The organism is Helicobacter ibis, assembly GCF_027859255.1.
GTDB lineage: Bacteria > Campylobacterota > Campylobacteria > Campylobacterales > Helicobacteraceae > Helicobacter_D > Helicobacter_D ibis.
On sequence record NZ_JAQHXR010000003.1, the window covers coordinates 48298 to 70923 of the forward strand.

General features: G+C 31.5%; 22 protein-coding genes. 13 read left to right on the forward strand and 9 right to left on the reverse strand.

Annotation, left to right across the window (positions count from 1 at the left end; translation table 11 throughout):
- Positions 1 to 10 precede the first annotated feature (10 nt).
- From rlmN to PF021_RS06035, 3 genes are read right to left on the reverse strand one after another with little or no spacing between them, the layout of a single operon-like run.
- Positions 11 to 1054 carry a 23S rRNA (adenine(2503)-C(2))-methyltransferase RlmN gene (rlmN, locus tag PF021_RS06025; protein WP_271021562.1) on the reverse strand — a complete coding sequence of 348 codons (1044 nt, stop codon included), beginning with the start codon at positions 1052 to 1054 and terminating at the stop codon, positions 11 to 13.
- Positions 1044 to 1589 (reverse strand): phosphorylase family protein, encoded by a 546-nt coding sequence (locus tag PF021_RS06030; protein WP_271021563.1) that lies wholly within the window; start codon positions 1587 to 1589, stop codon positions 1044 to 1046. Before PF021_RS06030 ends, rlmN begins: the two co-directional genes overlap by 11 nt.
- On the reverse strand, positions 1586 to 1834 hold the full coding sequence (locus tag PF021_RS06035; protein ID WP_271021564.1) for an RNA-binding S4 domain-containing protein: 249 nt from the start codon (positions 1832 to 1834) through the stop codon (positions 1586 to 1588). Before PF021_RS06035 ends, PF021_RS06030 begins: the two co-directional genes overlap by 4 nt.
- 123 nt (positions 1835 to 1957) lie before the next feature.
- Here PF021_RS06035 and PF021_RS06040 point away from each other — a divergent pair, with 123 nt between their 5' ends.
- From PF021_RS06040 to PF021_RS06085, 10 genes are all read left to right on the forward strand, one after another.
- A complete protein-coding gene (locus tag PF021_RS06040) occupies positions 1958 to 3163 on the forward strand; it encodes an argininosuccinate synthase (RefSeq protein ID WP_271021565.1) in 1206 nt (401 codons plus the stop codon).
- Between the two features lie 18 nt (positions 3164 to 3181).
- Positions 3182 to 4159 carry a DNA adenine methylase gene (locus PF021_RS06045; RefSeq protein ID WP_271021566.1) on the forward strand — a complete coding sequence of 326 codons (978 nt, stop codon included), beginning with the start codon at positions 3182 to 3184 and terminating at the stop codon, positions 4157 to 4159.
- A 3-nt stretch (positions 4160 to 4162) separates the two neighbouring features.
- Positions 4163 to 4747 (forward strand): GIY-YIG nuclease family protein, encoded by a 585-nt coding sequence (locus tag PF021_RS06050; RefSeq protein WP_271021567.1) that lies wholly within the window; start codon positions 4163 to 4165, stop codon positions 4745 to 4747.
- Positions 4748 to 4883: 136 nt separating this feature from the next.
- On the forward strand, positions 4884 to 6287 hold the full coding sequence (locus PF021_RS06055) for a GspE/PulE family protein (protein ID WP_271021569.1): 1404 nt from the start codon (positions 4884 to 4886) through the stop codon (positions 6285 to 6287).
- The gene (locus tag PF021_RS06060; protein ID WP_271021570.1) at positions 6284 to 7477 is read left to right on the forward strand and encodes a type II secretion system F family protein; all 1194 of its coding nucleotides are present in this window, start codon (positions 6284 to 6286) and stop codon (positions 7475 to 7477) included. Before PF021_RS06055 ends, PF021_RS06060 begins: the two co-directional genes overlap by 4 nt.
- A gap of 84 nt (positions 7478 to 7561) precedes the next feature.
- Positions 7562 to 7891, forward strand: coding sequence for an ArsR/SmtB family transcription factor (locus tag PF021_RS06065; RefSeq protein ID WP_271021571.1), 330 nt, complete (start codon positions 7562 to 7564; stop codon positions 7889 to 7891).
- A 9-nt stretch (positions 7892 to 7900) separates the two neighbouring features.
- Positions 7901 to 9805 carry a heavy metal translocating P-type ATPase gene (locus tag PF021_RS06070; RefSeq protein ID WP_271021572.1) on the forward strand — a complete coding sequence of 635 codons (1905 nt, stop codon included), beginning with the start codon at positions 7901 to 7903 and terminating at the stop codon, positions 9803 to 9805.
- A gap of 608 nt (positions 9806 to 10413) precedes the next feature.
- Positions 10414 to 11184, forward strand: a complete 771-nt coding sequence (locus tag PF021_RS06075) for a hypothetical protein (protein ID WP_271021573.1) — start codon at positions 10414 to 10416, stop codon at positions 11182 to 11184.
- Entirely contained in the window at positions 11181 to 11870 is a 690-nt protein-coding gene (locus PF021_RS06080) for an AzlC family ABC transporter permease (protein ID WP_271021574.1), read from the forward strand. Before PF021_RS06075 ends, PF021_RS06080 begins: the two co-directional genes overlap by 4 nt.
- Positions 11867 to 12214, forward strand: a complete 348-nt coding sequence (locus PF021_RS06085) for a hypothetical protein (protein ID WP_271021576.1) — start codon at positions 11867 to 11869, stop codon at positions 12212 to 12214. Before PF021_RS06080 ends, PF021_RS06085 begins: the two co-directional genes overlap by 4 nt.
- Positions 12215 to 12227: 13 nt before the next feature.
- Here PF021_RS06085 and PF021_RS06090 read toward each other — a convergent pair whose 3' ends face one another.
- Positions 12228 to 13328: a putative sulfate exporter family transporter gene (locus PF021_RS06090; RefSeq protein WP_271021577.1), complete on the reverse strand. Its 1101-nt coding sequence runs from the start codon at positions 13326 to 13328 to the stop codon at positions 12228 to 12230.
- A 94-nt stretch (positions 13329 to 13422) separates the two neighbouring features.
- On the opposite strand from PF021_RS06090, the gene PF021_RS06095 reads away from it, so the two are divergent.
- On the forward strand, positions 13423 to 14307 hold the full coding sequence (locus PF021_RS06095) for a LysR substrate-binding domain-containing protein (protein WP_271021578.1): 885 nt from the start codon (positions 13423 to 13425) through the stop codon (positions 14305 to 14307).
- A 20-nt stretch (positions 14308 to 14327) separates the two neighbouring features.
- Here PF021_RS06095 and cfrA read toward each other — a convergent pair whose 3' ends face one another.
- Positions 14328 to 16433 carry a TonB-dependent ferric enterobactin receptor CfrA gene (cfrA, locus tag PF021_RS06100; protein WP_271021579.1) on the reverse strand — a complete coding sequence of 702 codons (2106 nt, stop codon included), beginning with the start codon at positions 16431 to 16433 and terminating at the stop codon, positions 14328 to 14330.
- A 142-nt stretch (positions 16434 to 16575) separates the two neighbouring features.
- Between cfrA and PF021_RS06105 the strand changes: the two genes are divergently transcribed.
- Positions 16576 to 17139 (forward strand): DUF4879 domain-containing protein, encoded by a 564-nt coding sequence (locus PF021_RS06105; RefSeq protein WP_271021580.1) that lies wholly within the window; start codon positions 16576 to 16578, stop codon positions 17137 to 17139.
- Positions 17140 to 17225: 86 nt separating this feature from the next.
- Here PF021_RS06105 and murD read toward each other — a convergent pair whose 3' ends face one another.
- On the reverse strand, positions 17226 to 18464 hold the full coding sequence (gene murD / locus PF021_RS06110) for a UDP-N-acetylmuramoyl-L-alanine--D-glutamate ligase (protein ID WP_271021581.1): 1239 nt from the start codon (positions 18462 to 18464) through the stop codon (positions 17226 to 17228).
- Positions 18464 to 19522, reverse strand: a complete 1059-nt coding sequence (gene mraY / locus PF021_RS06115) for a phospho-N-acetylmuramoyl-pentapeptide-transferase (protein ID WP_271021583.1) — start codon at positions 19520 to 19522, stop codon at positions 18464 to 18466. The genes murD and mraY overlap by 1 nt, the downstream gene beginning before the upstream one ends.
- Before the next feature lie 70 nt (positions 19523 to 19592).
- Between mraY and gpmI the strand changes: the two genes are divergently transcribed.
- A complete protein-coding gene (gene gpmI, locus PF021_RS06120) occupies positions 19593 to 21059 on the forward strand; it encodes a 2,3-bisphosphoglycerate-independent phosphoglycerate mutase (RefSeq protein ID WP_271021585.1) in 1467 nt (488 codons plus the stop codon).
- Here the strand turns inward: gpmI and PF021_RS06125 are convergent.
- Positions 21056 to 21493 (reverse strand): Dps family protein, encoded by a 438-nt coding sequence (locus PF021_RS06125; protein ID WP_271021586.1) that lies wholly within the window; start codon positions 21491 to 21493, stop codon positions 21056 to 21058. The two genes, gpmI and PF021_RS06125, sit on opposite strands and share 4 nt — an antisense overlap.
- 110 nt (positions 21494 to 21603) lie before the next feature.
- On the reverse strand, positions 21604 to 22566 hold the full coding sequence (gene moaA / locus PF021_RS06130; RefSeq protein ID WP_271021587.1) for a GTP 3',8-cyclase MoaA: 963 nt from the start codon (positions 22564 to 22566) through the stop codon (positions 21604 to 21606).
- Between the last annotated feature and the right edge of the window lie 60 nt (positions 22567 to 22626).

Here is a 22626-nt window from a genome sequence, read left to right on the forward strand (position 1 = left end):
TTATTTTCCTTTATAGTGTTTTTTCTCTTTCTCTTAGTTGTCCGCATGCAGCTGATATATCTAGTCCCTTGCTTTCTCTAATAGTGCATAGAAGTCCTTTTTTTAGTAAATATTCTCTAAAAGATTCAACCTTTTCTTTACTTGGGCGTTTGTATTTGCTACCTTCATGAGGATTGAAATATATTAGATTAACTTTAGCTTTTATCTTATTTAGTAATGCTACTAATTTTTTAGCACTATCTAATCCATCATTTAAACCATCAATCATTAGATATTCAAACATAACCCTTTTTCTATTATCTATTGGAAAGTTTGCTATTTCATTTATTATAGATTCTATATTATATGCTTTGTTTATTGGCATTAGTTCTGTTCTTAGTTCATCATCTACGGCATGTAGTGATATTGCTAGTTGCACACCTAAATTTAACTCACCAAGTTTTTTAATTTTTGGAGCTAGTCCGCTTGTAGAGATTGTTTGTCTTCTTACAGAAATATCAAGCCCATTATTATCCTTTAGAATCTCTATACATTTTTTTGTATTTTCTAAATTATCTAGTGGTTCGCCCATACCCATATAGACTATATTTACTGCTTTGTTGCTAGGAATATTTTGAATCTTTTTTATAAAGAATACTTGATATACCATTTCTCCAGAATCTAGATTCCTAATAAACCCACCTTTAGCAGTTAGACAAAAGCTACAACCAACTTTACAGCCTATTTGCGATGATAGACATAGGGTGTATTTATCTTCTTTCATTTTTAGAAATACAGATTCATATGTATAATTATCTTTAGTTCTAAAGAGATATTTAACGCTACCATCTTTACTTTCTTCAAACTTCACCATATCTACTAATTTAGTAGTGAAATTTTCTTTTAAATACTCTCTTAGTTCTTTTGGGAGGTTTAGCATATTATCAAAGTTGTCTTCATATTTTGTATATAGCCAATTATAAATTTGCTTCGCACGAAATTTATGGAATTTTGATAGAGATTCTTCTAGCTCTTGTAATGTGAGAGAAAATATATTTTTCTTTTCATTTGGCATTTTTTGACCTTATGTATTCTTCTAAATTTTTCATTGCTTGTTTGTGATTGTTTAGGAATTCTTTGTGCGAATCTTTATGTATATGATTTGTTATACAAAATATCCCTAATGCTGGAATGCTAAATTCCTTAGCCACAGATAGAATGCTAAAAAACTCCATATTTTCGTATCTGATACCCATTTTAAATAATTTTTGTGCTAGGTTTTGATTGGTGCTTATGTAATTACTGCAATTTACTATGTTTAGGAGTTCTTTTGTTTCATGTGAAACATTTTCTAATGTGATATAGTTATCAGTTGGTGTGTATGAATCTGAAGTTAAAAATGATAACTCTATATTACTAGCACTTTGGGATTCAAATATATCTAATAACTTAGCACTATTATCATAAGCCCCACAGCTTCCTATAAATACTATTTCTTCTGGCTTATCATGCATTATAGATCGGACAAGATTTATAGCACTATTTACTAATCCTACTCCAATGGGCTTTGCAAATGCAAAACTTTCGATATTACCAGCACAATAAATCATAGCTTCTCTCTATAATATAGATGAGATTCATTTTTCTTTATTGTTTTTGTTTCTGGGATTTTTAGCACTTCATAGAATCTAGATTTCTCTAAAAATGCAATTTCAATTATATCTCCAACTTTCACATTTCTACTAGCTTTTATAGCTATACCATCTATCTTTACTACGCTATTTTCTATCATATCTTGTGCTATTGTTCTTCTTTTAGTTATATTTACAGCATTTAAAAACTTATCAACTCTCACAAATAACCTTATTTTTTGATTTATTCTACATAGTTTTGGCTTAAATATGGAATTAAGAGGCTTAATAATCTTGTAATAGCTTTTTTCTTATAATCGTTCGAATCTTAAGGCTAAGGAGAAGTTATGAAAGAGATTAAAAAAGTAGTTTTAGCATATAGCGGGGGGCTTGATACAAGCGTGATTTTAAAGTGGCTTGGTGATACTTATAATTGTGAGGTAGTAACATTTACAGCAGACATCGGACAAGGAGAAGAGGTAGAGCCTGCAAGAGCAAAGGCACAGAAGCTCGGCATAAAGAGTGAAAATATCTTTATTGAAGATTTGAGGGAAGAATTTATTAGAGATTTTGTGTTTCCTATGTTTAGGGGAAACACCATTTATGAAGGAGAATATTTACTTGGCACGAGCATCGCACGACCACTTATAGCAAAAAGACTAGTTGAAATTGCCAAAAAAGTAGGTGCTGATGCAATCTCTCATGGTGCCACAGGCAAGGGAAATGATCAAGTGCGATTTGAAATAGGTGCATATGCACTAAACCCAGATATTAAAGTCATCGCTCCTTGGAGAGAATGGGATTTAAACAGCCGTGAAAAGCTCCTAGACTATGCAGAAAAAGCAGGAATAGAGATAGAAAAGAAAAAGAATAAATCTCCTTATTCAATGGACGCAAATTTGCTTCACATCAGCTATGAAGGGCAGATATTAGAAGATCCAAATGTCGCTCCTGAAGAGGATATGTGGAGATGGTCTGTAAGCCCTAAAAATGCACCCGATAAGCCTACAATTATCACGATAGAGTTTAAAAATGGCGATGGTGTGGCAATCAATGGAGAGAAGCTAAGTCCAGCAGAGTTTTGGGCAAGACTAAATAAGCTTGGTGGTGAGAATGGAATCGGACGCCTTGACTTAGTAGAAAATCGCTATGTGGGAATGAAATCTCGTGGCTGCTATGAAACTCCGGGTGGCACAATCTATCTAAAAGCACATCGTGCAATAGAATCTCTATGTCTTGATAGAGAGGAAGCACATTTAAAAGATTCTCTAATGCCAAAATATGCCGAGCTTATTTATAATGGATATTGGTTTAGCCCAGAGCGAGAGGCACTACAAGCACTCATTGATAAAACGCAAGAAAAAGTTGAGGGTATAGTAAGACTAGAGTTATATAAAGGTAATGTAACAATTCTAGGGCGTGAATCTAAAAAATCCCTCTTTAATGCTGCATATAGCACCTTTGAAGAAGATTCTGTCTATAACCAAAAAGATGCTGCAGGATTTATAAAGTTAAATGCGTTGAGGTTTATAATTGCGGGGAAAGCAAGATAGAAAAGTTAAGGAAGTAAATTGACTTTATTAAAAAATTATGCAGATTGTCTATTTAATGATTTTTTATTTACTAAAGAAATTTTTTTAAAAAATTTAAAAGGTAAAAGCTTAACTTATAAACGCTACACAAAAAGCCCACTGCGTTATGGTGGGGGTAAATCTTTAGCCGTTGGGATGATAATAGAGAATTTTCCAAATAATGTAAAGCGTGTAGTTAGCCCATTTATTGGTGGGGGTAGTTTAGAAGTAGCGTGTGCTTTGGAATTAAATTTAGAGGTTTTAGCCTTTGATATTTTTGATATTTTGGTTAATTTTTGGCAGGTGTTAAATAAAGATTCTAAAGCACTTTATGAATCCTTGGAGAAGTTAGAACCGACAAAAGAAACCTATGAAAAAATTAAAGATGAACTAAAACTTTATTGGAATGAAAGGCATAAAAATCCACAAAATAAGCCTCAAATTAATCTAGATTCTATCACTCTTGCAAGAGATTATTATTTTAATTTTAATCTTAGTTATGGTCCTGGATTTCTAGGATGGATGAGCAAGATTTATGAAGATAAAAATCGCTATTTAAACACCTTAGAAAAAATTAAAAACTTCAAAACACAAAATCTAAAAGTAGAATGTAAAAGTTTTGAAAAAGTTTTTAGAGAATATCCAAACGACTTTTTCTATTGTGATCCGCCTTATTTCTTAGAAGGAGATTCTAAGATGTTTAAAGGAATCTATCCTATGAGAAATTTTCCTATTCATCATAATGACTTTAATCACGAACTTTTGGCAGAGTGTTTAAAGAATCACAAAGGAAAATTTATTTTAAGCTACAATGATTGTGAATTTGTGCGAGAAGCCTATAAAGACTTTAAGATTCTAGAGCCAAAATGGCAATACACAATGGGACAAGGTGAGATTAGAATCGGTAAAAATCGCATAGAACGAGGTGATGATAATAATATAAAGCAAAGCCACGAGCTTTTAATTATAAAGGAGTAAGTAATGAAAATAAGTGAGGTAAAAACTGCTTTTAAAATCGCTGATGTTGAGTTTGTAGAGGGTAGCACAAAACTTAATTTTAATTATTTAAAAGAGCTAAAAAATGAAAATGGTGAGCCACTACCACAAAAGATTCTAACTGATAATGTAGCTAGGGTATATTTAATTGTTGTTAATGGAGAGATTAAGAAAATTGGAGGAATTAAAAGCACTTTAGAGATTTATAGAGATGGTGGAGTAAAAGGGCGTCCTAGCATACGCAGTTTTGGTGTGTGGTATTTTTTGTATTATACGATTTTAGAGGGTGCAAAAATAGAATTTTATATGATTTACCAAGAAAATTTTGAAAAAGAAATTAAAGGTTTATTTGGAACTAAATTAGTGCAAAATGCGTATATTTCATATAAACTTATAGAACAATGTTGCATTGATGATTATTTGAAAGAAGAAAATGGAAAATACCCAGAATGGAATGTGCAAGAGCAAGGAATGGATTGGCCACTAGAAATCAAAAATGAACACGCAACATTGCAACAAAACGCACAAAATAGAGAAAAGAAAGTGAATAGAAAAGAGGTTAAAAGATAATGCAGTAATGAGCTATTCTAGTTTATATTTATTGCAAATAGTTACAAATATCTTTTATAAACTACAAAAAGCTTTTTAATTATTTACTTGATTTGATTTGTCATGTTACAATCTACCTAAACTCTAAAGGATAAGATTGATACAAGGTCTAAATGTAGATTCTGCACTTAGTTTGAGTATTTTGCAAATGCAGTATTTTGGTGTTGTGATTGTAAAAATAGAAGACTCCAAACTAAGCATAGTAACCACAGAAAAAAGCGAGAATCTAGATTCTTTTAAAGCATTACATAAAGATAAAACTTTAGAGATAAATACAATAAATGAAGATAGTTTTAATAGCTTAATAGAATATCTACAAGTAGAAGAGCAAATAAACAAATATAAATCTTCCATGCTACAAGAAATAAATGATGAAATCACACAAGATGGCACTTCTAGTGCTATGAATCTCTTAACACTTATCTTGCAAGAATCTATCTATAAAAATGCAAGTGATATACACTTTGAAAAAGATATGAATAACATGCGTATAAGGCTTAGAGTAGATGGAATCTTAATTGATAGATTTTTGTTTGAAGAAGTTTGTTTTGCACCACTTTCTTTATGTTTGAAGCTAATTGCAAACCTTGAAATAACTGAAAATAGCGTAGCACAAGATGGGAGATTCTCCTTTAATCTTAAAAGAAAAAATGGAGAAAATAATGAGTTTGACTTTAGAGTCTCAACTTTACCTCTAATAGATGGCGAATCAATAGTTCTTAGAATCTTGGACAAAAATAAGACAATATTAACGCTAGATAATCTTGGGTTTTGTGAATCTCAACTGCAAAAATTGGAGTATCTATATAACTTGCCATATGGGCTAGTTTTAGTTACAGGTCCTACAGGAAGTGGGAAAAGCACGACTTTATATGGAATGCTAAATATAATAAAAAATAAGAATCTAAAAATAATCACAATAGAAGATCCAGTAGAATATAGACTGCAAGAAATATCTCAAGTTGCCATAAATCATAAAGTAAGCTTTAGCAATGTGTTAAGGAATGTATTAAGACAAGATCCAGATGTGATAATGATAGGTGAAGTAAGAGATAAAGAAACGCTAAAAATAGCTATACAAGCAGCATTTACAGGGCATTTAGTATTTGCTACTCTTCATACAAATGATTCTTTAGATGCTATTTCTAGGATATTAGAGCTTGGTTTAGAGCCTTATTTTATATCACAGGCATTAAGTGGGATAATCTCTCAAAGGCTAATTAGAAAACTATGTACTTGCAAAGAAAAGACAGATATAGGATTTATAAAAAAAGCATGTCAAAAGTGTAGTTTTACCGGGTATAAAGATAGAGAAGTAATCGCTGAAATATTATTAAACGATGAATCTTTAAGTGATTTTATAAATGGGAAAATAACAAAAAGTGAGCTATTAGAAATAATAGAGGCAAAACATGAGAACTTCTCTCTAACAAGCCAAGCAATGCTGAAAGTAAAGAGTGGTATAACTGATATTGATGAGGTTTATAGGGTTGTTAAATGATTTTTTATATCACCTATAAAAAAGATGGTAAGTTAAAATCCAAAAAAATAAAATGTGATAGTTTTGAAGCACTAGATATAACATTAAGTAAAGAGCAAATAAAGCCAATAAAAATAGAAACAAAAGAGAGTATATTTAATAGATTTATAAAACTAAAACCAAGCACAAAAGAAATGATAAATATGTTCTATCATATAAAGCTTGGATTAAAGGCAAAATTACCATTCAATAAAATACTAAGCGATACGCTAGATGGGACAAAAAATAAAAAATTACAATTACAAATACAAAGAATCTTGCTTGGACTAAATGCTGGAAAATCGTTGCATATGTGTTTTGTTGAGGCAAAATTTAGTGATTTTATATGTTCTATGATAGATATAGGTGAGAAATCTGGGAATTTACTATCTTCTTTGGAATTTATAATTTTGGATTTAAAAAACAAAGCAAAAAATACAAAGCTTTTAAAAAAGGCTATTTCCTATCCTGCATTTGTTTGTGTTGTTATGGCATGTGTGTTTTTGGCTATTACTATTTTTGTTTTGCCACAATTTGAATCCTTGTTTTTGAGTATTAAAGGAGATTTGCCTTTTGCTAGTGTCAGCTTATTATTTATGAGATTCTTGGTTTTAGAATATGGAATCCTTATTGCAGTAATTTTTATTATTATTTATATAATAATAAAAATATTTTATCAAAAGTCATGTTTTGTAAGAGAAAGATTGTCTTATTTGTCTTTAAAACTACCATATTTTGGAGCGGTATTTTATTATTATGAAAGTGTGAAATTTTTCCTTAGCTTTTATTGGACTTATAAGAGTAAAGTGAAACTAGAGGCTGCATTAAGCATATCTATACAATCTCTAAATAATGAATATTTAAAATCAAAGTTAAATAGTGTGTATATAAGTGTAAATAAGGGGTTTAGTCTCCAAGAATCTTTGCTTAAATTAAATATATGGGATAGCCTAACAAAGCAACTTCTAAAAAGCAGTAAAGATGAAGATGGGTTTATAGAGAGTATAGAGCTTATTTTGGAATTGCACAAAGATGAGTTAGAAAGCAAGGCAGAATCTTTACTTAGCATAATAGAGCCATTTATGATTTTTGTCTTAGGATTATTGGTTTTGTGGTTGGCACTTGGCGTATTTTTGCCACTTTGGGAGTTACCTAGTCAGATACAAATATAGATTCATTGGCATTTAAGAATATAATTATTAATATTTGAACATATGAATATTTGTTCATATATAAATTTATTTTAAAGAAATATAATGCAAACAAGAGATGAAATTTTAGAAAAAGTAGCAAATAATCTACCAAAGGAAGAATTGTTATACGAGTTAGCAGAGCTTTTTAAAATATTTGGTGATTCTTCTAGGATAAGAATCCTATCGTTATTAAGCAAAGAGAAGTTATGCGTAAGTGAAATTTCAAAAATATTAAATTTGTCTAATTCTGCAATATCTCATCAATTAAGAATCTTACGTCAAGCAAGGCTTGTTAGATACCAAAAACATGGCAAAGAAGTCTATTATGAACTTGACGATGATCATATAGAAAAGATATTTGAGCAGGGATTAGAGCATATTCAAGAGGTGTAAGGAATAGTAATGGAAGGCTGTTGTAATAGTGGTTGCTGTGGTGGCAAGAAAGAAAGAGCTAGTTATAGGCAGATATTATTTATAGCAAGTTCGACTATATATGTATGCACTTTAGGCATAGATTTTATGAAGCTAGATGTGCAAGAGTTAATTTTGAGTGCTATATATTTATTTTGTTATTTTGCTTTGGGTTATGAGATTTTAAAAGAGGCATTCTTAGGGCTTGTTAGGAAAGAATTTTTTAACGAAAATAGTCTTATGGCTATTGCTTCTATTGGTGCATGGATTATAGGCGATGGTGCAGAGGCTGTTGCTATTTTGCTTTTTTATCGCGTTGGAGAGAGTTTAGAATCTCTAATAGTAGAAAAGTCCAAACAATCAATAAGAAACCTAAGTTCTCTAAAAATAGAATCAGTAAAGATTCTACAAAACAATGAAATACAAGAAAAAGATCCAAAAGATATTAAAATAGATGATATTTTAGTTGTATTAGCAGGAGATAGAATCCCTGCTGATGGTGTGATTATAAAGGGTGAGAGTAGTATTGATAACTCTGCATTAAATGGTGAATCTCTACCACAAAGTGTAAAAAGTGGTGATTCTTTGCTATCAGGTGGGATAAACTTGGAGGGCACATTACATATAAAGGCTACAAAAAGTTATGAAGATTCTGCGTTTTCTAAAATTATAAAGCTAATTGAAGAAGGTCAAGCACAAAAAAGCAAAAGTGAAGAATTTATAAGAAAATTTGCTAGACTTTATACCCCTATAGTTACGCTCTTAGCATTGGGTATCGTCATTTTCCCTACTTTGTATGAAGTTTTATTTTTAGATTCTGTGTTTTTAGAGAGTTTTAAAACATGGCTTTATAGAGGGATAATCTTTCTTGTCGTATCTTGTCCTTGTGCACTTGTTATATCTATACCACTTACATTTTTTGCCTCACTTGGAAGGGCGAGCAAAGAAGGTATTTTAATCAAAGGTTCTAGCTATTTAGAAACTCTAAATAGTGTAAATGCGATAGTATTTGATAAGACTGGGACGCTAACAAAAGGTGAGTTAAGAATAAAAGAAATATATCTATATTCTAAATATGATAAAGAATTTGTATTAAAAATAGCAAAATCATTAGAGAATAATTCAAATCACCCAATAGCAAAAGCAATACAACTATCGCAAATAGATGAGATATTAAATATTGATAATATAAAAGAGAGTGCAGGGGGCGGTATAAGTGGGACTTATAATGGTGTAAATGTAGCAGTAGGAAATGCAAGATATATAGAGTCCATAATACAAAAAAACATAGAAGTTAATACAGATTCAAAATGCCAAGTATTTGTAGCGTATGATTTAGAACTAATATGTAGCATAGAGCTAGAAGATGAATTAAAAAATGAAGCAGTAGAATCTATAAAAGAGCTTCAAAGCTATGAACTCTATATGCTAAGTGGAGATAGAGAGAATATAGCAAAGGAAATTTCTAATATTGTTGGGATTAAAAATTATTATGCAGAATTATTGCCAAGTGATAAAGTTACACATTTAAAAAGCATAATAAAAGAGCAAAGCAAGAATCATAAAAGAACCATATTTGTAGGAGATGGGATAAATGATGCACCATCTTTAGCCTTAAGTGATGTTGGAATTGCAATGGGTAAAGGCAGCGATGTAGCACTAGAGGGAGCTGATGTAGTTATTTTAAACGATGATTTAAAAAAGATTCCAAAGCTTTTAAAAATAGCTAAAAAAACACGCACAATCCTTTGGCAAAATATAATCTTTGCATTAGGGGTTAAAGCAGGAATCATGATTTTAGGTGCATTTGGTGTGGCAAATTTATGGGTAGCACTTTTTGGTGATGTGGGTGTAGCACTCCTTGCACTATTAAATGCAATTAGAGCTATAAGGTAATTTAGTAGTTGCAATATTTAGACTAACAAGATATAGCCTTTGTAGTATCACACTGGAGTGTTTTGCGTTTATTACAAGGCTTTATCTTTTGTTATTGTGAGATTTACACTCCCACTTCTGTCATTATAGAATTAACCATCTTTTTATCTTGTCATTGCAAGGAGGTTTTGTCAATCAAGCATACAAGCAAAGTTATCCATTGGTTGCTAAAGCAACCTATTCTTTGGAACAAGCACAGCACAAATCCATTTACTAGAGTTTTAAGATAGATGCAACTTTAGCTTTTCATAAGCTCTTTTAAACTCCTCCTTTTACTATTGTAAAATTAAATCCCTGCTTAAAGTATTAATAAATTTGTAATTTAGAAACAAACACACAAGAAAATTAAAAAATTAAAGAAATATTTAACCAAAATATATTCATAAATGTTATATTTATTTTAATTTTTAAGACAAAGGAGATAATAATAATGATAGAGCTTATAAGAGAATATTGCACTAAACAATATGAAATTACCATAGACTTGTCCTATTTGCAAAAAAAATAGAATCTTGGTGGTTGGAGTCAAAAAATATACAAGAGCCATTATCTTTTAAAAAGCTAGCTTTATGAGTCTTGTATTAGATAATATTTGTAAAGAAGATTTAGAGAAAATAAGAAGGTTTGATGATAAATTTACCTCTGCTGTAATTATAAATAATATATTAAAAGAAAGTGATTTAGAGCTACACTATATAGCCCATGAAAGTTTATCTGATATTTTTGGGCTTATAGATATACATTATGAATATGAAGATCACAAATGGCTATGTTTAAAAGAAAAAGCTTTTGATTACAAGGAATGGGGTGGTGGAGTTGGAATGATATCCTTGCACAGCGATGATATTTATGAAACTAGAGATATAGACTTGCTTTCTTTAAGTATTTGTAAAGATATAAGTAATACCCCTACAAATTATTTACCAATAAGAGAAATAATAAATTTACTAGGTGATAAGCAATTAGAAGCACTCCTAAGAGCAAAAGCAAAATTTATATCAGGTAAAAATGTATCTTGTATAAAGAAAACGATAAAAAATTTAATAACATATAACGATACACTAAGCGTTAACTTAGATTTCAGAAACGATACTAATGTTGGCTTTAGAATGGTGGGTATAGATAAGGATTCACATCATATTATAGAAATACTAAGAAATATTGTAGAAAATAAAATTAATACAAATAAGTTTAATGGGATTGGTTCGTTTCTTATTATAAAAAACAAGCAAGTGTTACATGGAAGAGATAAATTAAATAACATAAAAAAAGATGCAGAAAAACCAAGAATTCTAATAAGAAGCAAGGGTTTAAAGTTTAACTATAAGGATTTTGCATGAAAAATTATCTTTTAGATGGGCTAAAAGATTCAGCTATTTTTGGTGTGTCTTTTATATTTTTGTATCTCTCCATCGGGGCAAATGGCTATGCAAATGCTTTAGGTTTTTTTGAGACTTTATCAACTACGCTTTTTGTATTTTCCACTCCTTTACAATTTTTGCTTGTGCAAAGCTATAAAGAGGGCTATATTTTAATTCCGCTAATTTTAGCTATGAATGCTAGATTCTTGCTAATGAGTGCAACTTTAGCCCCTTATTTTAAAAATCAAAGCATTATAAAACTTTCTTTAAGCAGTATAGTAATTTGTCCTTCAGTTTTTAGTGGTTGCATTTCTTATTTTAAAAAGGCAAGTATTCACCCATTTGCTTACTTTTTGGGGCTTGGGATACCTATTTGGCTAGTATCTATTCTCTCCACTGCCATAGGATATGAGACAGGCTCATCGCTTAATTCTCCTCAACTTAAAGAAATCATATCTTTAGTGCTTCCTTTACAATTTACAGGTTTAGCTGCTAAGCATTATCCAAACTTAAAAGAAGTTAATTCCTACTTTTTAGGTTTTTTGTTTGCTCCTTTTGGGTTGGCACTTGCACCTAGTTATTATTTGCTTATTTTGCCATTTGTTATAGGATTTTTTATGGTTGTTTTTGATGAGATTCAGAGAAAAAGAGGAGATGTAGCATGAGTTTTTGGGCTTTATTAATCTTTTCTGCTTTAAGTATATTTGCTTTTCGCATTTTGCCATTTTTCTTTGCCAAAAGTGCCTATTTAAGCAATCAAGATGGAGTATTTTATAGGTTTTTAACATATAGCACACAAGCAATGCTTGGGGCAATCGTGTATGCTACTGCATTTTTTAGTAAAGATATAGTAAGTTTTGTAAGCGATTTTGCATTGGTCGATGTAGTAAAACTTGCACTTTTGATATTTGTATTTATTGCAACAATGGTGACAAACAGGCTACTTAGTGCATTTTTACTATCTCTTGTTATTTTTGTAGGGTTTGTATTGTGGTATATGCCTATATAGAGATTTTATATTTCTATATAAAGTCTCTAAAGGCTAGAGTTAGCAAATATCCCCCAACAATTAAAACAATCCATAGAAGAAAAGCTAGTGCAAATGCACTTTTTCCAGAGCCTAGAAATTTTTTAATATTTATTTGTAAGCCTAAAGCAGCCATGGCAAATACAATACAAATAGAACATAAAAGTTTGCCAAAGCTTAAAAGAGATTCAACGCTTATGCCAAGCAATATTGAATCTTTATAGTCTGATAGAAATGTATTTAAAATAATCACTCCCAAAAATCCAAACGCAAAATATGGTATGGCTATCTTTTTCTTGTCAACAATTTCTTTTTCATTCTTATCATGTGCTATAAAGTATGTTAGCAACAACAAAAATGGAACAAGCATAATAACTCTCATCATCTTTAGGATAATCGCCATATTTGCTGCATTTTGAGTGAATTCTCCTTGGCTTAAATCTTTTGCCATTTCTGCAGCACCAACCACATTTGCAACTTCATGCAAAGTGGCACCCATAAAGATTCCAACACTATTTGTATCCAAGTTTGGTATAAGTCCATAGTAGTATGCAAGTGGATATAAAAACATGCCCAAAAGTCCAAAGACAACCACCGTTCCAACTGCCATTATGCCTTTGAATGGTTCTGATTTTAGCGAAGATTCCACTGCTAAGACTGCAGCAGCACCACAAATGGCACTACCAGCACCTATTAATATGGAAGTTTCTTTATCAAGTCCAAAAATCTTAACACCTGCCAAGATAGCAATAAAAAATACACTGCAAATTATAATAATCGATATGATAATGCCATAGATTCCGATACTATAAAGCTCTGTGAAAGTTACATTAAATCCATATAGCACAATACCAAGACGAAGAAGCTTCTTGGCACTAAAATTAACGCCTGCGTTTAAAGTATGTTCGAATCTAAAAAATATCGGTGATAAAAAAGCACCCAAAAGGATAGCAAAAGCAGTTGCCGCTAGATGTGTGGTCTTGTATATAGCTTCTATATTGGCTAGATAGAATGATATAAATACTATAAGGCCAACAAACAAGAAGCCTTTAATATTTGAATTTATAAATTGGTTTATATGTATTGTTTTTGACATAAATCCTCCTTTTTTGTGAATTATACTTATTTTATTTTAATAATAAAAATATATTATTTTTATTAAAATAATAAAAAATATAAATGGAACTGTAATGAGAATAAGGGATATTGAGGTTTTTTTAGATATTTTAAAGACAAAAAGCCCAACAACAACTGCTGAAAACTTTAAAACAACGCAGCCAAACATATCAGTAATAATAAAAAATTTAGAAAGCATAATAGGGGAGGTTTTGTTTGAAAGAAAGGGCAAAAAGTTGCTTCCAACGTCAAAGGCACTATTTTTGGGTAGCATGTGGCTAGAGGTGGTAGAGAAATATTATGAGAGTTTTGAAGTGCTGGGAGATGATGAGTTACATGGGGAGCTAAAGATAGCCTCAACACACACCATAGGGGAATATCTACTCCCATCAATATTGTTTGATTTTGCAAGTGAATACCAAAAGATTCAAATAAACTCTCAAATACATAACACAAAAGAATGCTTAAAGCTACTTAAAAATGGTGATGTTGATTTTGTGCTTGTAGAGGGAGAAATAAGTCAGAATCTAGCAGAAAAAGAGGGCTTTATAAGGGAGGTGTTGCAAAAAGATGAACTAGTTGTTGCTTGTAATGACTTTCTTTTAGCTTCAAAGCCTAGATATATTGATGAGCTATTGGATAGGAAATGGATTTTTAGAGAGTATGGTTCAGGCCTTAGAGATAAGTTTTTAGATTCAATTGGTGATATACAAAGCGAGATTCCTATATTTTTAGAGATAGATAGGATAAGTGCCATTAAGAATTTAGTTATAAATAAAGGTGCTATTTCTGTGTTTTCAAAGTTAGCCATTAAAGATGAGCTAGAATCTAAAAAGCTTTTTGCAATTGAGATTATAAATTTGAATCCTGATAGGTATTTTTATTCGCTAAGACGAAAATCAACCCCATTTAATAAAGTAATATCAAGATTTGAAAAATATATGATAGATAGAATCTAATTGACATTAGATTCTATATTTTAAAATGTTCCAGTTAAAGACAGCCAGAATCTTCTCCCCTCCTCAACTCTATTATATGCATTGTAATATCCGCTACCATCATAAATGAATTCGTTGGTAAAATCTTTATTTAAGAGATTGTATATTCCGCCATTTAATGTCCAGTTAGGATTGATTTCATAACTAGCACCAAATGATAATAGAAATATATTTTTATATGTTTTTCCTAAGCTTTCGTATTCGCTTGGATCCCTGTATCTATCTCCTTGCCATTCCGCTTTTATGTATGGTGTAAAATTTAATATTTTATAACTAGCTTTTGCATTTATGTTGTGTTTTAATGTATATGCCACTTGTGTGCCTATGGTTTCTTTTGCTAGAGATTCTTTTATATTACTATCTGTATAGCTATATCCAAAATCAAAGTTTAAATTCTCAAAAGGAGAAATTCCGGCTTGAAGTTCTATGCCCCTGTATTCAACTTCGCCATGATTTATTGCTTGAGAGCAAGTTGTCCTGCCTCCAAATGGTGTGCAGATTCTATTTGTATTTGGCACTATTGCGTCTTTTTGGATAGAAACACTGCTTATTTTATCTTTGAAATCTGTAATATAGCCAGTTGCTCCAATATAGAATAAATCTGTATTATAGTATATGGAGGCCTCATAGTTTATAGATGTTTCTTCTGTTAGGTTTGGGTTGCCAAATATTGGCACTGCGCCTTGCCCTCCATAATTGTATTCTCCGGGTATTAATAAATTTGGCTCTGGTGCCTTAAAGCCTGTGGAGATTCCTCCTTTTAGTGTTAGATTGTCTGTAGGATTATAGACAACATATGCTCTTGGTGATATATTATTTCCAAATGTTTCGTGATAATTATATCTAGCACCAAGTGTTAAATTCAGTTTATCTGTGATTGATATTTCATCTTCTCCAAAAATAGCTATTGAATATTGATCAAAATTTGTAGGATTTGCTATTTTATCTTGCATTTTTTCTAACCTGTATTCTCCTCCTAAAGTTATCATATTCTTGTCGCCAATTAATGTGGTAACTTTTGTATCTGCTATATATGTCTGTGCTAGAATATCTCTATTTTCGCCAAGATATTTTACGCTTTTATCCCCAACTACTTCCCTGCCATCATTTGATACGCTGTTGTATTGTATACCAGAGTTTATTACGAAATTATCATAAGCTCCCTCATGCGTTAAGTAAGTAACAATTTTTTCAAATCCCATAGAGTCCGTGTATCCACCAGTTAATCCACCTTCAGAATTAGGCTTAGTAAGTGTCCCTATTTGAGATTTATTGTTATTATATTTATTTAGTCCATAGTCAAAATCTAAAATAATAGTGTTGTTATCATTTGGTGTATATGTTAATTTTGTTCCTATGTTGTGCAAGTTTGCTCTTGTTGGGTTTTGAGGTCCTGCTACACTTGGGGATAAGATTTCTCCATTTTGTTGTCTAAATTCTACGCTAGAACCCTCTCTATAATATTCTCTTAACCTAAGCGTCAAACCTAATTTATCATTTATTAGAGGACCTGAAGTATATAGAGATGTGCCATAATAATTTCCCCATTTAGAATCTTGATTAAAGATTCCTTCTGTTTGTATGCTCGCACTCCATGTGTTAGATATTTTTTTAGTTATTATATTTATAACACCACCTAATGCATCTGAACCATACAAAGTTGACATAGGTCCTTTTATTATCTCTATCCTTTCTATAGATGATAATGGTGGCATAAATACACTTGGGGCTTCACTAAATCCATTTGGTCCAATTTGACCGCTTACACTTTGTCTTCTACCATCTATTAGGATTAAAGTATATCCTGTAATTCCTCTCATTGTTATTAAATATGAGCCAGTCTTACCTTTTGAAGCATGTAAATCCACTCCGGGTATATCAGATATAGCTTCTGCAATATCTCTATAAGGCTTTGTTGATAACTCTTCTTTTGTTATTACTGATATTGTAGCTGGTGCTTCTTTTACATCTTGCATAAAACCAGAAGCACTAACCACTGATTTATCTAGTCTGTATTCTTCATTAGCATTGCTTATAATTGGCAATATGATAGACAAGATTCCTGTGTATTTTGTAAATTTTGACATAAATTTTCCTTCTTAAAATATTGAAATGGGCACAATAGTATTTTAAACTTATTTAAATAAAAATAAAAATGAGAAATATTTTTATTTTTATTTGTAGGAATGTAATTTGCTTAATTTCTGTAAAAATTTTCTAGGAATTGATATGAAAATTATAATTTGTATTTTATTATCTGTGGGCATAGTATTTGGTGAGACTATCACAAGGAGCGGTGTTAATGTGTTTGTAGATAGAGATTCTATAAATAAAGATCGCATAAAACAAGGCGGTATGGATAAATCACTAGCGCAAGTTAGAAGAATCTTTAACAATTTGAATATAAAAAGTAGCAACTCAGCGCCTCCTGTATCTAGGGTTATGGTGTTGCAAGTGTGTTCTACAAAAAAGCTGCAAACAACAAAGGAAGTATGTGAAGATATACCAAACAATCAACTAGCTACGCAATACGATCATGAAGGGGGCTTTTTTGTGGTGCAAACTGCTGTTATTGGCTATGGTGGTAAGGGCTATGGGAGTGCTACATTTTTGGGAAATGAAGCTAGATTAATAGAGACTTCTGGTATAGACATTGATGGTGATAGAAGGGTTGATGGATATTTAGAATTATGGGATATTTCTGAATTGGCAAACGATAGTGGAATCTTTAGCTATACTTCTCGCTCTATAAATGTAGGCCCAGCATTAAATACGACGATTTTTATAAAGTAAGATAAAATTACCCTAGAGTTAAGTGTATAATTTTGTAACAAAGAAAATAGATAACATAATTACTAGCTTAGGAATCTAAGAAGGATTTATGTTGTTTCTAATGCGTATTTTTTAAATAATTCTCCTCTTTGTTTATATGAGGAGAATTGATCCAAACTAGCAGCAGCAGGCGATAGTAGTGCAACAGAAGTTGTGCTATGAATCTTGTTTATCTCTTTTATTGCTATTTTTAGCTCTTTACACATGGTGCATGTTATGCTAGATTCATCGCTTAGGAGCTTTAGCTTTTCTGCGTTGCTTCCTATGGCATATATTTTTACATTTAGCATTTTTAGCTCTGCAAATAAGTAGTCTAAATTAGCACCCTTATCATCTCCGCCTAAAATTAGCAGAATCTCTTTGTCTTTGTATCTTTTTAGAGCTTGTATAGTAGCATCTACATTTGTTCCCTTACTATCATCAACCCATAGTCGATTTTTATTATCAAAAAATTCTTCTATTTTATGTTGCCCTATTTTAAATTCTGATAGTAATTTGTAGTTTGCTTCTGAAAATAGAGCCTTACTAGCACATAGTGCAAGAATGCTATCGAGCAAAAATGGTTCTTTAAATGGTATATCTTGCAAATTTATATAAAAAGATTCTGCAAGATCTGTGCTATTTTCATAGAATATAAGACAAGCTAAGCTTTCTTTGCAGTATTTATGGTTTTGCAGATTTTTGGGGATTATGGCTATTTCTTTTTCTCTCATGTGTAAAAGTACTTTTAGTTTAGAATCTACATAAGATTCATAGTCTCCATGCCAACTTATATGATCTTCACTAAGTGGTAATAAGATATATAAATTTGGTCTTGCAATATTTGTGTAATGCAGAGTAAATGAGCTAGTCTCTAAAATCCACATTGGTGCATTTTTGGATAGATTTGCAAGTGGTGTGCCTATGTTGCCCCCACACTCAATGCCTCTATGTGATAATAGGTGATGTAGCATTTGTGTTGTTGTGGTTTTGCCATTTGTGCCACTTATCCATATGCTAGGAGGCATATCTTTGGCAAAGAAGTCATATTCGCTAAGCAAATTATTTTTGCCTAGAATCTTTATTGTATCTTGTATCATTTGGTTTTGTGGCGGGATTCCGGGACTTGTTATGACTTGTATATTTTTGTTTTCTGATAAAAAAGATACAAGCATATTTGTAGGCATTAGAATATTTCCAAGCTCGTCTGTTTGTTTATATAGAAACTTATCATCAAAAATAGCACAAGGTGCAAATTGCTTTGCAATAGCTTGTGTTGTCCCACCAAATCCAAGTAATACAATCATCATCTAAGCTTTAGAGTAATTAATGCAATTATGTTGCTAATTAATGCAACAATCCAAAATCTAACTATTATTTTAGATTCACTTAGTCCCTTTTCTTCAAAGTGATGATGAAGTGGTGCCATTAGAAAAATCCTCTTACCTCTTGTTTTGTAGCTTCCTATTTGTAATAATACAGATAATGCTTCAACGACAAAAATAAAACCTATTACAAATAATAAAATCTCATTTTTTGATACTATCCCCATATATGCTATAAACCCACCTAAAGCCAAGCTGCCACTATCTCCCATGAATACCTGTGCAGGGTGGCAGTTATACCACAAAAACCCTATTAAAGAGCCAACTAAAGCTGAAGCAACAATGGCAACTTCGCCACTTCCGATTATTTTTGGCAACAATAAATATGAGCTAAACACAGAGTGCCCAGCAATATATACCAATACACCAAGAGTTGTGATTGCATAAATTGATGGAATTGCTACTAGTCCGTCTAGTCCATCTGTTAGATTCACCGCATTACTAGTAGCAATAAAGACTAAAATCCAAAAGCAAATACTAAATATATCCCAATACCACAAAGGATTCTTTAAAAATGGAACATAAAAAGATGTATCAAAATTAAATAAATATAATCCAAGTGCAATAACAAAAGCACTAAGTCCTTGCAAAAGAAGTTTTGTTCTAGCGCTCATACCAGCGTTTTTTCTTTGTAAGACTTTTGATAAATCGTCTTTGATTCCTATTAAGCAGAATAATATAATACTCAAAAGTCCTAAGATTACATATTCGTTTGTTAATTTGGCGCATATAAAAGAAGCAACTAGTGTTGATGATACAAATACTATTCCACCCATTGTTGGCGTGTTTGTCTTTTGTTGGTGATTTTTGGGAGCGAACTCTGATATTGGTTGATTTGTGCCTCTCTTTTGTGTCCATAGTATGTATTTTGGCATACAAATTAAAACCAAAATGAAGCTTACGAAAAACGCTATAGCCGCCCTTACAGAGATGTATTGAAAGATATTTATGTCAAATATAGAATAAATATAGTATAACATGAATAAACACTTTAAAATCCAAAATTTAAGGTAAGATTCTAACTAAATAAAGTTTAAATATGGATAGCTAATGAAAACAATACTTGTGATAACAGATGGCATAGGATATAGTAAAGAGACAGAATATAACGCATTTTTCCACGCTAATAAGCCAAATTATGAAAAGCTTTTCAAAGAAGTTCCATATGGAATGATAAAGACTTATGGATTATCAGTTGGGCTACCAGATGGACAAATGGGGAATTCTGAAGTGGGGCATATGTGTATAGGAAGTGGCAGAATCTTATACCAAGACTTAGTAAAAATAAACAAAGCAATAGAGAGTGGAGAATTGTTAAAAAATAAAGCCTTGCAATCTCTAAAAAACACAAAAAAGATTCATGTAATAGGCTTAGCAAGTGATGGTGGTGTGCATTCTCATATAGATCATATAAATGCTTTGGCATTTGGACTTAAAGATAGTCATGAGATATATTTACATTTAATTAGCGATGGTAGGGATGTGTTGCCTCAAAGTGCATTAGGTTTTGTGCAGTCTATTTTAGAGAAGATTCAAGGCACAAATATCAAGGTGGCTTCTCTTTGCGGGAGATTCTACGCAATGGATAGAGATAATAGGTGGGACAGAGTAGAGAGGGCATATAATACAATAGCACTTGGCGAAAATCTAACAGATAAAACGCCACTAGAGTATATAGAGACTCAATATTCTAAAGAAATTTTTGATGAATTTATAGAGCCAGTTAGTTTTATTGGAGAGAGCTTTAGTAAAGATGATGGCATTATTTTTGTGAATTTTAGAAGTGATAGAGCTAGAGAGATTGTTAGTGCATTGGGGATTGCTGATTTTAGCTCTTTTGTCAGGAAAGGTTTTGTTGAATTACCGTTGGTTACAATGACACAATATGATAAGAATTTTAACTTTCCAGTTATGTTTCCAAAAGATAGCATACAAAATACACTTGCAGAGATAATTTCTAAAAATAACTTAAGACAATTCCACACAGCAGAGACAGAAAAATATGCACATGTAACATTTTTCTTCAATGGCGGAATTGAAGAACCATATAATGGAGAAGATAGAATCTTAATACCATCACCAAAGGTTAAAACATATGATGAAAAGCCAGAAATGAGTGCTTTTGAAGTGTGTGATGAGGTATTAAAAGCTATGGATATGGAGTATGATTTTATTGTTGTTAATTTTGCAAATGGTGATATGGTAGGACATACAGGCTCTTTGTCTGCAGCTATAAAAGCAGTCGAAGCAGTGGATACTCAAATAGGCAGAATCTATGAGAAATCCAAAGAAAAAGAATATGCACTAATTCTAACAAGTGATCACGGGAATTGTGAGGAAATGCAAAATAATAATGGTGAGATTCTTACAAATCATACTATAGGCGAGGTGTGGGCATTTATATCAGCACCAAATGTCAAAAGTGTAAAAAATGGAGGACTTAATAATATTGCACCAAGTGTGCTAAAACTAATGGGGCTAGAGATTCCAAAGGAGATGGATACTCCTTTGTTTTAGGCTAGTTGAGCCTTTAGCATCCATAAGAACTTCTCTAAAGAAGCTATTTTCTCATCTGCTAGTGCAACTGTTGCTTTGTCATTTGCTTCACCAGCTATATCAGATAGCTCTCTTAGATTCTTTAAGAACATCTCATAGTCAGGCAAAATAGCTTTTAAGATAGTCTTTGAATCAAATTTTGTAGCACTCTCTTCAGCAATTTTACTAGCACTTAGCATATCTTTTAGTGTTACATAAGGCTTTTCGTTTAATTGCAAGATTCTCTCTGCACAATCGTCCATTAAATCAGTAATATCATCATACATTTCCTCTAATGCTTTATGCACAGGGTGAAAATCCATACCAACTACATTCCAGTGATAGTTGTGAAGCTTAATGTAGAATACTGCACTATCTGCTTGAATTTGTTTTAAAGTTTGAACTACTTTGCTCATTATTTTTTCCTTAATTTGAAGTTAATTTGATTATATCACTTTTATTTGAAAAAGTTGGTGTAATTATATAGATTAATTCTTAAAAGAAAATTATTATTATTTAGAACTATTTATCCACCTGTTTTATAAAATGCCCTAGTAGATACTTCATTATTGTCCCAGTCATTTTTTTCTGGTTTTTTTTCTACGCATAGTTTTAGATTTTTCAGAATCTCTTTTTCATTTCCTCTTAACATATGCTCTTTTATATCAACTGCATTTTCATGATATAAACATGGTATTAATTTACCTTCACTGCTGAGCCTTATTCTGTTACAAGTTTTGCAAAAATCATCATTGTGTGGTGCTATGATTCCAAATATACAATCTTTTGTTGGTAGCTTAAATAGTGTTGCAGGACCAAAAAAATCCTTCTCTAATAAATCTACTTCATATTTTGCTTTTATTTTATGTAGTATTTCATTTGCTCTAAGCCCTTTTGTGGAATCTTTTGCGTGTGTGTTCTCCATAAACTCTATAAATCTAACTCCAACTCCAAGATTTATTCCATATTCTAAAATATCCACAATTTCATCATCATTTATGCCTAGTAGTGGTACCATATTTAGCTTGATTGTGAAGCCTTCTTTGACTGCAGATTCTATGCCTTGTAGGATTTTATTTAGACCATCTCGTTTTGAAATTAGTACTATTTTTTCTGGTTTTAACGAATCTAGGGAGATATTTATTCTCTTTAACCCAGCTTGTTTTAAGTCTTTTGCTAGTGGAGCTAATAAAAAAGCATTTGTAGTTAGTGCTATATCGATATTTGGATTTAGTTCATAAATTTTTGCAATAAAAGGCACAATTTGGCTCCTAAGTAATGGCTCACCACCTGTTATTCTTATTTTTTTTACACCTTGTTTTATTGCTATTTTTATGAAGTTTAATACAGAATCTAATGGCACATCATCACTCTCACTGCCTATATCCATAGGCGTATTTGGCATACAATACATGCACCTAAAATTACATCTTTCAGTCAAGCTTATTCTTATATAGTCTATTGTGCGTCCAAAACTATCAACTAGCAAATATTTCTCCCTTTATAAAGTAAAGCATAATCTTACCTAAGTGTTATAAAAAAAGCTATA

Excerpts from the sequence above, each read along its gene's own strand:
- rlmN (WP_271021562.1), bottom strand. The coding sequence starts at position 1,054 with ATGCCAAATGAAAAGAAAAATATATTTTCTCTCACATTACAAGAGCTA.
- PF021_RS06030 (WP_271021563.1), bottom strand. The coding sequence starts at position 1,589 with ATGATTTATTGTGCTGGTAATATCGAAAGTTTTGCATTTGCAAAGCCC.
- PF021_RS06040 (WP_271021565.1), top strand. The coding sequence starts at position 1,958 with ATGAAAGAGATTAAAAAAGTAGTTTTAGCATATAGCGGGGGGCTTGAT.
- PF021_RS06050 (WP_271021567.1), top strand. The coding sequence starts at position 4,163 with ATGAAAATAAGTGAGGTAAAAACTGCTTTTAAAATCGCTGATGTTGAG.
- PF021_RS06060 (WP_271021570.1), top strand. The coding sequence starts at position 6,284 with ATGATTTTTTATATCACCTATAAAAAAGATGGTAAGTTAAAATCCAAA.
- PF021_RS06065 (WP_271021571.1), top strand. The coding sequence starts at position 7,562 with ATGCAAACAAGAGATGAAATTTTAGAAAAAGTAGCAAATAATCTACCA.
- PF021_RS06070 (WP_271021572.1), top strand. The coding sequence starts at position 7,901 with ATGGAAGGCTGTTGTAATAGTGGTTGCTGTGGTGGCAAGAAAGAAAGA.
- PF021_RS06075 (WP_271021573.1), top strand. The coding sequence starts at position 10,414 with ATGAGTCTTGTATTAGATAATATTTGTAAAGAAGATTTAGAGAAAATA.
- PF021_RS06080 (WP_271021574.1), top strand. The coding sequence starts at position 11,181 with ATGAAAAATTATCTTTTAGATGGGCTAAAAGATTCAGCTATTTTTGGT.
- PF021_RS06085 (WP_271021576.1), top strand. The coding sequence starts at position 11,867 with ATGAGTTTTTGGGCTTTATTAATCTTTTCTGCTTTAAGTATATTTGCT.
- PF021_RS06090 (WP_271021577.1), bottom strand. The coding sequence starts at position 13,328 with ATGTCAAAAACAATACATATAAACCAATTTATAAATTCAAATATTAAA.
- PF021_RS06095 (WP_271021578.1), top strand. The coding sequence starts at position 13,423 with ATGAGAATAAGGGATATTGAGGTTTTTTTAGATATTTTAAAGACAAAA.
- cfrA (WP_271021579.1), bottom strand. The coding sequence starts at position 16,433 with ATGTCAAAATTTACAAAATACACAGGAATCTTGTCTATCATATTGCCA.
- PF021_RS06105 (WP_271021580.1), top strand. The coding sequence starts at position 16,576 with ATGAAAATTATAATTTGTATTTTATTATCTGTGGGCATAGTATTTGGT.
- murD (WP_271021581.1), bottom strand. The coding sequence starts at position 18,464 with ATGATTGTATTACTTGGATTTGGTGGGACAACACAAGCTATTGCAAAG.
- mraY (WP_271021583.1), bottom strand. The coding sequence starts at position 19,522 with ATGTTATACTATATTTATTCTATATTTGACATAAATATCTTTCAATAC.
- gpmI (WP_271021585.1), top strand. The coding sequence starts at position 19,593 with ATGAAAACAATACTTGTGATAACAGATGGCATAGGATATAGTAAAGAG.
- PF021_RS06125 (WP_271021586.1), bottom strand. The coding sequence starts at position 21,493 with ATGAGCAAAGTAGTTCAAACTTTAAAACAAATTCAAGCAGATAGTGCA.